This is a genomic window from Paenibacillus alvei DSM 29 (genome assembly GCF_000293805.1).
GTDB lineage: Bacteria > Bacillota > Bacilli > Paenibacillales > Paenibacillaceae > Paenibacillus_B > Paenibacillus_B alvei.
Genome location: NZ_AMBZ01000023.1, coordinates 100,371 through 109,428, shown reverse-complemented (window position 1 = coordinate 109,428; position 9,058 = coordinate 100,371). Strand labels below are relative to the sequence as shown.

The window sequence follows — 9,058 nt, the reverse complement described above, 5'->3', positions numbered from 1 at the left end:
TTTCCAACTATGGTCTGCTACGTGGAAACGGATTTTTAACTTTCATTTGTTGAATAATAACTTCTTGAATGCTCTGTTCCTCATTATTTAAGCCTTCAGACTCTTGGTCGCGTAAGTAATCAACTGAACTTAAACGGTGCTTAGGTACCGGTTCATCCGTTTCAAATGTACTTAGATGTGTCTCATTAGGCTCTTGATGCACCATGATTTCATGGCCTGCTTCTGTATCACTTTGCATCGGAACGTTAATCTCATCAGAAACATCTGACATATCCACTCTATCTTCTTCATTTGAAGACGATTGAGGGACAGAAGCATCCCCTTCGCTCCACTCCTGGCTAAATTGAACAACACGGTTTTTACCCAATCTTTTTGCCATATACAAAGCATCATCAGCCTGTTTAATGTAATCTTCTGCACGCTCGGTTTCATGATCAAAGATGCTAAAGCCAACACTGACCGTTATAGGATGTACATCTTTTGATAGTTCCTGTACTTGTTCACGAAACTGCTCTGCGATTTGACTAGGAGAAACTCTAGTGTTTGTGATTAATGCAACTAATTCTTCACCACCATAACGACCAGCGATCCCATATTCTCCAACACATTTCTTTAATATCGCCGATGTTAAACGTAGTATCTGATCTCCGACTAAATGCCCTTGTGAATCATTAAGTTTCTTGAAATTATCAATATCCACAAAAATAATCGAGCTTCCGCTTCCGCTATTCATGGTTTCCTGAACTTTCCGGATGAAATATGACTTGTAGTACAGCCCCGTCAGTCCATCTGTAACAGATTGATAAGATGCTGCATGAACAAGATCCACTACGCGACTATAGAAAATCAAAAATAATGTGAAGTGAAAGACGGCTTGGAAAAGCAAAGAAATAAAGATTAGCGCTTGATAGTTTGCAAACACACTCACAGTAGCTAAAACAACTGAAATGATATAGGTAGTAAGAGCGATTAAAAACATGTTTTGTTTCGGTAATTTTGGAAGCACCAATTTATAAAAAAGCACTCCACAAGCTAATGAGAACGCCACACTTACAATTGGAATTACTGTCCCTTTAACGAATAATGCTGCTAGGAACAAAATCATCCCCAGAAGTACAGCCCCAGCAAAATAAAGGAGCTCTTTCCTTGCTTTTTTCAGAAAAAAGACATAATAACCACACATGGTACAGATGCACGTTGTATTCAAAAGCAACATTTGCCTTGTCATGACATTTATATCTGCACGACTAAGAAGCACGGTCAAAAAGATTATCCATAGTACAAGCGATGCTCCGGAAGTTATCGAAAACAGTTGATAATCCTTTGTTCTCCATCGGAGAAACAAATTTAACCCCATCGTAAAAATCACAGCAAGCAGCGTTACAGAAAGCAACGCTGGAATCAAGTTCAAATGAACCGACATTCTTCAACCACCTATTCCTCATCCGTCAAATATTTACTCTACTCATAGCAATTGCATTTTCTACGGCCAGAACTTAATGCTTCATTGTGGCTTTCAAAAATCACAGCATCAGAACGAGCTTTAAGGTTCCTACCGTGTTTACAGCTTATATCATGAAAGACTTTTGAATCCGGTGCAGCGTAATATATGGATTTACTCATACTCTCTTTACTGCTGTTATACAGGTACATATTTTCAATCAGCTTTTGTCTTCCCCATAGCTCGATGCCTAGCTTCTCTGCAGCTTCTTTCACCTGTTTAGTGAAGTCACGATTCGTAACAATCCAAGCCTGGTTGCAATTCCAAAGTGCTTTCGCTGTGTGAACTTGCTGAACAGCTTCGAACGTCACATTTTTAGACCAACATTTTGCTTGCACACAAATCCGTTCTCCAGTATGTGGGATAGTTAATATACGGTCTGCTCCTTTGTCTCCTTTCCCTCCAACTTCTTCAACCTTGAATCCCAGGTCTTCAAAATAGACGGTAAGGTAATCTTCGAACTCCGATCCGGACATTTGATCAATTTTTTGAATACCGGAGATTCTCATCTTGTGATCTGATATTTTCTTTCTTCTTCTGCTGTAAATCAATTTCCCACAAACAACTAAAATGATGATGGCCTGTACCCATATAACAATGGGGAATGTTATGTTGACAAAATCTCCAATAAGACCATCCGTTTTTATTCCTGTATCCAAGACACCACGGTTTTGTAGGTAGAGTAAGATGATGAATATCGAAAATGTTTCAACGATTACAAACAGCTTTTGTTTCTCCCTCTCTTGTCTGCGTTTCGTTTTTCTTCTCATAGTTCACACTCACTGAATTAAGATTTTCGATCACACATTTTCCTCTTCCATTTCAAGGTCATATTCTTCTTTAGAAATTGGAACTATAGAATTTTCAGTATAGCCATACTCCTTTGTGTGTTTTTCAGATAAACTGAGATGCATCTTATTATAGGTATCTTGATCTGGAAGACGTTCCACATCATATTTCATCCTCATATAACATTCAGTTTCTTGCTGGCCATCAACTTGTTCACCTAGAATCCGGAAATGAAATGCTAATTCCATCTCGTAATCCCCTCTCAGAATAATGATTCGCTTTTGCCTAGCGATTCTTGACATATTCACGAATATAGTTCATATTCGCAAGCCCCAATAAATCCGCCACCTGGGATAATTTCATACCTTCTTCTATATGATTCGTAGCAAAGGTATGCCTTATTACTTGAGCCGTTAAATTCGGTATCTTCGTAATCTTGCTGATTTTTTCGTATACTCGCCTTACTGTATGCCCTGTTATCGGTGTTCCCCTAATAGATAAGAACAATTGATCGGTGTCTTGTTCTCCTCGTTCCTCTATCCAATCCAGTAAAGCTAACTTTAAACTAGCTGACATTTCAATTTCTCTTGTACCGCCATCGCTTCTGAGTGCGATATGCCCGGTATCAAAGAATATATCTCTCTCTTCAAGCCTTACAATTTGGCTCTTTTTGAGACCTGAATAAAGACTTAGGAAAACAATCGCCCGGTTGCGAGTAAAGATCCAGGAGCTCTCCAGGTCGTTTGCTTTCTCAAAATAGAACATGAGAGTTTCTCTTTCCGTTTTATTTAGCCATCTAATCGTTGCTTCTGGTTTTAGTTCTCTAAGTGGTGATAATTCATCCGATGGGTTAACTGATATCCGGTGAGTCGTATGTAGGTATTCAAGAAATGGTTTTATCGCCTTCATATACGTTTTGATGGTGTTTATGGAATACTGTTTTTGGGGGCTATTCTTTCTCTTGGTGTAGGCAGCATTCAACAGATAAATTCTCCATGCTTCAACGACCTGAACCGAAATCTCATAAAGATCTGTCCCATACTGTTGTCGAAACCAAATATTGAAATGAGAAGCAATTAAAGAGTACGAGTTGATTGTATTTTCACGTTTTCCATTCTGCCTTAACCATGCGCGATATCTTTCTTCCATTTCATTCAGCCCCCATGAATAACTACCACTACGCTCATTTTACCTTCTGTGGTAAGCTTGTTATGGCAGTTTTCGGGCGCGTTCGGACGCGTAAAGCAGATCCCTCAAAGTACTCTTGGCGGAGGTGAGGGATCCCGGAGCTGCCTTCATTTCTGTATGACAGCATCTATCATTACTACAAATATGGATTCCAATGGAACGATTTGGAATAAAAAAGGACATTTTTAATTGAAGTGGGCCATCTCCTAAATCAAAATAGGCAATCGGCTCAAGAACCCCAATCTTACACAAAGGGCAATTTATCGTCGTCACCTCCCCGTAGTAAGCACTTAATCAAGCCTAATCATCTGTTTCCTTCGATAATATCGAAACAATAACTTGTGCAATAATCCCCAAAACTAAGAATCCTAACAGCGCATATTGTTCCCATACCCAACTTGGGCTCCAAGAATCTACATATTCAATATCACTTGACATCACATCAAAACTGAGATTTCGTAATCGGAGCCAAATGAATATGCATACTGGAATAAGATTAATAAAGTAGAGTATTTTCAAATCGAAGAAGAGAAAGCTGGCGAGAATGATTGTCCAAATAAAAACGATAATATATGGATAATGATTGGCTAAATCTCGTATCCTCAATATCACGGATAACATGTTAATCAAACCAAAAACCACACCGTTCAGTATAAATGTGTACAGGATTACATTCTTATTTCTCCCATTCTGAAATAATTGAAAAAAATGATGATCAGCTCCTCATGCTTTTTCACTCATATTTACCAAAGCATATTTATTTGCAATCCCTCCTCATTCGCGCAATCAGCCACATGACTATAGTACTATAGCCTTATAGGTCTTTCGGGTTCTTCAAGTCCTATTTACCTACAGTTAAGTGGCGTACTAATAGTTCTATTATACCACATTTATCTAGTCGAAGCAGTTTTTAAGCACTAAAAAAGACACATAAATTTCTTTATGTGTCTGATAATTCCTGAGGGCTGGCTTAAGAATTGCCTTCTCCCTTAAATGAATTCAATCTTATTTAATCTTAATGTACTTTCCCCCATGATTTAGAAAGAAGTTGATTCTTTATCCTGAACCGGGGGATCTTCTTTTTGTTGTTCTCTCACTCTTTGCAGCTCTTTTTTTCTTTTTCTAGTACTTCTTTGTATTTTTCCTCTTTGTTTTCTTCGAAGTGCTTAATAACTTTATCCATGTTCATACTTATCCCTCACATTTCTAATGTTTTAGTTGCAATTTGAGTTGCATTCGCAGCCTGCTCAAGAAAATTATTTTTGGTTTCCATAGGAAGGTACGGGTATTTAACAAGTTGTAGGGATTGCAAAGTATTCGAACCCTTATAATAAAATTGCAAAGTCTCTCCGGAGTGCCCCTCCTTAACACTGTACTGAGAAACACTTCGTTTATAATCCCCCGCTGTTAGGGTTTCATCTATTGGAAGCCCCTTGCATTTTTTAGTATGTCTAATAGCTTCGCTTCTTCAGAAGGAGTTATCCATTTTTCAAGAACAGGAGTACCTGCTTTTTCATAAAACTGCGATAGACGCTCCTCGTTATGTACTTTTACCTTTCCATTATTCATCGAATAAAACTGTTCTGGATGCCTCTGAGTCGTATCATATAAGTAGAATGAGTCTACCTTATCTTTAATTTTTTGAAATGTTATTGGAACACTTTTGTGGCTTAGTTCAATTATCTCACGTGGTACTCGTCTCTTCTCAATCTCATATCGTACATCTGCTCTTCGGAACGCTTCTTGTAATGGAACATCAGCTATTACAATTGAAGTCGAATAATCAAACGATTGTGCATTTTGAATAAGACGTTCGTATTTCTCAGCGCTTTTCATTGTCCCATCGAATATAAGATTTATTTGAGATTCTAAGGCTTTTGAATATAGTGCCTCACTAATGTCACTGCTTTCATCATGCAAGATACTCGCTGCTTGCTCAGGGACTGATTTAATTAAGGTTTTATATTCAGGTAAAAGTGTCTTAATGTGATCAGAATCAACCAAAACTACACTTTCGCCTTCACTTTTAAAAGATTCGGTTAGCATCTGAGAGATTGTAGTTTTGCCCGATGCTGAACCTCCTCCTAAATAAATGGCAAGTGGTTGATCAGCTGCGGGGTTGATACCGCTTAGTAACTTATCAATCATTTCTGCATGTACTTGTTCGCGTTCAGCAGTATACCGACCATTTTTAAAGTGAACAGACTTCGTGCTCTGAATATTCATGTTAGTAAAAACTCCCGTTTATGTTTAATTGGAATCCATCATCATTTTACAAAAATACTGATTATCCATAGGACAAAAAGATGTACCGGATAAAAATATCTCCATATATGAATCGGTACAACCCTTGAGTTGAACCAATTTTTATTCCTAAAAACCAATACCATTGCGGTAGAGAATAGACTAAACATTTGAGCAACCCAGCCCTTACAAACGAGAGCTGTCAGGTTGAGTAAGTAGTGAAGAAGAATCATCTTGACCCGATCAGAATAACGATATATCATGGCCAAAAATAAGCCATAGGCACCGTAATCAAAGTGTAGGAATTCTAGTAGAGCAGCTCCGATTACTACAAAGGTAACTTTTATAAGCTTCGAATAAAATCGACCGACCAAAGTGAAAATAAGTAGATAGATGGTGAGTGAAGCGACAACGTTAATATCAATCGTTTCAAAAGACAATGAGTAAGGGATTTGCGAGATAATGGCTAAATAGAATAACCGTTTTAAGTATGACTTTCGGTCTCTCGTCAAATCGTAGCTTTTTACAAACATATGTGCATAGAATGGAAATGCAATTCTGCCGATGATCCCCCATATAAATTGATCAGCAAAAAACATTCTACCGATATGATCGACAAGCATTGTTAGCATCGCAATAATCTGCATAACAGCTTCCCCTTACATTCCCATGTCCATTCCACGATTGATTTGAACATTCTTTGCTCCGGCGGCTAAATCAAGCCATTCGTTTTTAGTTTCCCTATTCAAGTAAGGAACTTTCTCAAGGGGAACCGATCTAATATCTTTTTCCCCACTCAATTGAAATTGGATAGTTTCTTTATTCCCATCCTGTTTGATTCGGAATTTCTCTACATTCTGAATTAACATTTGTGAGCTGATATCACTATCCCCCATCGGCATTCCTTCAGCACGCTTTAAAACATCCTTAAGCTGCATTTCTTGTTTAGGAACAACCCACTTCTCAGTTTCCTGAGCGTCTTCTTTCTTCATACACCGCACAAAGACATCTGTTAAGCCTTCAATCTTGGAAGGATCATGCATCGTTGTAATCACGGCCTCCATATATTCCTCTTTAGGAACACGTGACCAATTTAGTTCATGGCCGGCATTCTTAGCAAGCTGACTAAAGAACTCTCTTATGGATCGACCATTACCTTCACGGAAAGGATGAAGATAATTTATATCGCTGTAATAGGCTGCCGCTTTTTTTGCAAACATATCTTGATCCAGACCCTTAAGATACTTATCTTGTTTCAAGTTCGCAAACGTATTGAAAGACATAGAATCAAGTGTACGATATTCAGCAAACCATTCGGTCTTCCTAATGTTTGTGGCCCGCAATTCCCCGGCCCAAGGGTACACATCTTGGAATAAGTGTTTATGGATGGCCTTTAAATGATCTAGATCAAAATTCCCCTTGATTGTATTTTCCCGTAATTGAATTGCTCTTACCATCGTGTTATTTCGCTCGAATATCTGTAGCATTTCCTGGTCTCTTATATCTGCCTTGTTTCGAAGAATGTCTGTACCAGGATAGACATATTGGTTCATTTCTTCGTAGCCTCCATGATCGCTTTTAGGTACTCTTCATCGGATATTTCACCATTCAGAAGTTTAAATGCAAGTTCCTTCTCTACTTCATTCAGTTCAGCACCTTCATAAGCCCATGACGCATTCAAATCCTTAAAATGTTTTTCGAAGTTTTCACGACTAACCTTTTCCATTTCCCCAAAACCCCCTGTTTATGCACCTTGCTTCATCGAAGCAGTGCGCTCATTTGCTTTTCGCTCGGAAATATACGATTCTAATTCACCCAAACTATAATCCTTCAAAATGTACTTCAGTTCATATAACCGGAATGGCTTTCCATCGATACTGTTTTTAAAACCATCCAACCCCTCAGTGTAAAGAAGCTCAGCTGGATCGGTACCATCGGGTAATTCTCCAATCCAAGTATCAATACCTTCTGATTGCAGGATTTTCCCTACACTGAGCATCCCATCTCTGCCAGCACTATCTCCATCGTAAATAACAAGCGCCTTTTCTATTCCCTTTTTTCGTAGCAGCTTGCCATGATCAACAGTAAATTTGTTGGTTCCGCCGGGATTCGTACAGTTATTAATCCCATTGCTTTCTGCAACCAATTGATCAATGAATGATTCATAGATGCTTACCATTTGTCCTGGCACAATGTTATCATATCCTCCAAGGAAGGTAACATCTCCATATAAATAAAGATGCTTCACGCCATTTTTCTCATCCACAGCTCTTCCATAGAGATCCACGACTTTCCCAAACATAACGATCGGAATCACAGCACGGCCATAGAATTTATCGAGACCTTTTTTATTAATTAACTTCAGCTCGTTGAGTTCCTCCTTGGAGAACCCTTTTGACTCCAAATAATTACGCAGCACCCTACCACCTGGTGCATAGCCGGCGCGGTGTTTTTTAAAACGTCTATTGAAATTCCTCTTGAAAGGAAGTACTCATAGTTATTTTGTTTTTCATAAAACTCAGCTGCTAGTTGTAAAGCATATCCTTTTCTTTTCTTCTTCTCATGTTCTGGGCCGCTTTCTTCGGGAAGTTCCATCCCGACCATATGTGAAAGCTCAACTACTGAATCATGAAACGACATCCCCACAACGTCTTTCAGAAAATGAATAGCATTACCACCTGTTCCACAAGACATACATCTATACGTCTGCGTTTTCTTTTTGATTCTTCCATTGTCAAAATCGCGTTTTCCACAACAAAAATCCGCTATATAAAAATTGTTTTTATCAGTGCCAGCTTTAACTCGAATACCATGACGCTCCATAACTTCCATCGTATCCACTCGTGACAATAGCTCATCTATATATTCTTTAGTGAAGTGAATTGCCATACTCGTCCCCCCGTTATCATTTCAATTTATTCCGTAGATAAACGAAAGCATCGTCGTTATGTAATATGATATCTTTGAAATCCGTTGGTATTTTTCCAGCCTTCACGATCATCATATAAGGATCTTCTTTGAGAGCAGCTGCTAACCTTATCAATATTTCTTCAGACGGAGGTGCCACTTTGTCATTTTCGATCTTATTCAAATATTGAGGCTTCACATCAGCTGCAGCAGCAACATCGCTCTGTTTAAAATCAAGAGCAGTTCTAAGCCCTTTAAGGTATGTTCCAAAACTCATCTATTTTCCCCCGAAAACCAAAATTAAATTATATTATCCTCCTTAATTATACCAAAAGTTGCATTGCAATGCAATGCAACAAACGGCCACAAAGCCTTCCAAAGGCAAACATCTAACCTCGTCACAATCAATCTCCAGTGTCTATATTTCAT

General features: G+C 38.5%; 11 protein-coding genes. All 11 read right to left on the bottom strand.

The features are described 5' to 3' along the window. Positions 1-7 precede the first annotated feature (7 nt). Complete coding sequence (locus PAV_RS32995) at positions 8-1,423, bottom strand: GGDEF domain-containing protein (protein WP_005552721.1); 1,416 nt, start codon at positions 1,421-1,423, stop codon at positions 8-10. A 38-nt stretch (positions 1,424-1,461) separates the two neighbouring features. Beyond that, positions 1,462-2,271: a restriction endonuclease gene (locus PAV_RS32990; protein ID WP_005552719.1), complete on the bottom strand. Its 810-nt coding sequence runs from the start codon at positions 2,269-2,271 to the stop codon at positions 1,462-1,464. A 30-nt stretch (positions 2,272-2,301) separates the two neighbouring features. Continuing rightward, positions 2,302-2,538 (bottom strand): hypothetical protein, encoded by a 237-nt coding sequence (locus PAV_RS31850; RefSeq protein ID WP_005552716.1) that lies wholly within the window; start codon positions 2,536-2,538, stop codon positions 2,302-2,304. A gap of 37 nt (positions 2,539-2,575) precedes the next feature. Next, positions 2,576-3,439 carry a tyrosine-type recombinase/integrase gene (locus PAV_RS31845; RefSeq protein WP_005552715.1) on the bottom strand — a complete coding sequence of 288 codons (864 nt, stop codon included), beginning with the start codon at positions 3,437-3,439 and terminating at the stop codon, positions 2,576-2,578. A gap of 1,458 nt (positions 3,440-4,897) precedes the next feature. Beyond that, complete coding sequence (locus PAV_RS31835) at positions 4,898-5,704, bottom strand: zeta toxin family protein (protein WP_005552711.1); 807 nt, start codon at positions 5,702-5,704, stop codon at positions 4,898-4,900. 41 nt (positions 5,705-5,745) lie between these two features. Then, positions 5,746-6,369: a TraX family protein gene (locus PAV_RS31830; protein WP_005552709.1), complete on the bottom strand. Its 624-nt coding sequence runs from the start codon at positions 6,367-6,369 to the stop codon at positions 5,746-5,748. A gap of 12 nt (positions 6,370-6,381) precedes the next feature. After that, a complete protein-coding gene (locus PAV_RS32985) occupies positions 6,382-7,275 on the bottom strand; it encodes a Fic/DOC family protein (protein WP_005552708.1) in 894 nt (297 codons plus the stop codon). Then, positions 7,272-7,448 (bottom strand): hypothetical protein, encoded by a 177-nt coding sequence (locus PAV_RS35165; protein ID WP_005552706.1) that lies wholly within the window; start codon positions 7,446-7,448, stop codon positions 7,272-7,274. Before PAV_RS35165 ends, PAV_RS32985 begins: the two co-directional genes overlap by 4 nt. An 18-nt stretch (positions 7,449-7,466) precedes the next feature. Next, positions 7,467-8,141, bottom strand: a complete 675-nt coding sequence (locus PAV_RS31820; RefSeq protein ID WP_081505881.1) for a toprim domain-containing protein — start codon at positions 8,139-8,141, stop codon at positions 7,467-7,469. Then, complete coding sequence (locus PAV_RS31815) at positions 8,084-8,611, bottom strand: CHC2 zinc finger domain-containing protein (protein ID WP_040737499.1); 528 nt, start codon at positions 8,609-8,611, stop codon at positions 8,084-8,086. The genes PAV_RS31820 and PAV_RS31815 overlap by 58 nt, the downstream gene beginning before the upstream one ends. Before the next feature lie 16 nt (positions 8,612-8,627). Continuing rightward, positions 8,628-8,906: a helix-turn-helix domain-containing protein gene (locus PAV_RS31810; RefSeq protein WP_005552705.1), complete on the bottom strand. Its 279-nt coding sequence runs from the start codon at positions 8,904-8,906 to the stop codon at positions 8,628-8,630. Between the last annotated feature and the right edge of the window lie 152 nt (positions 8,907-9,058).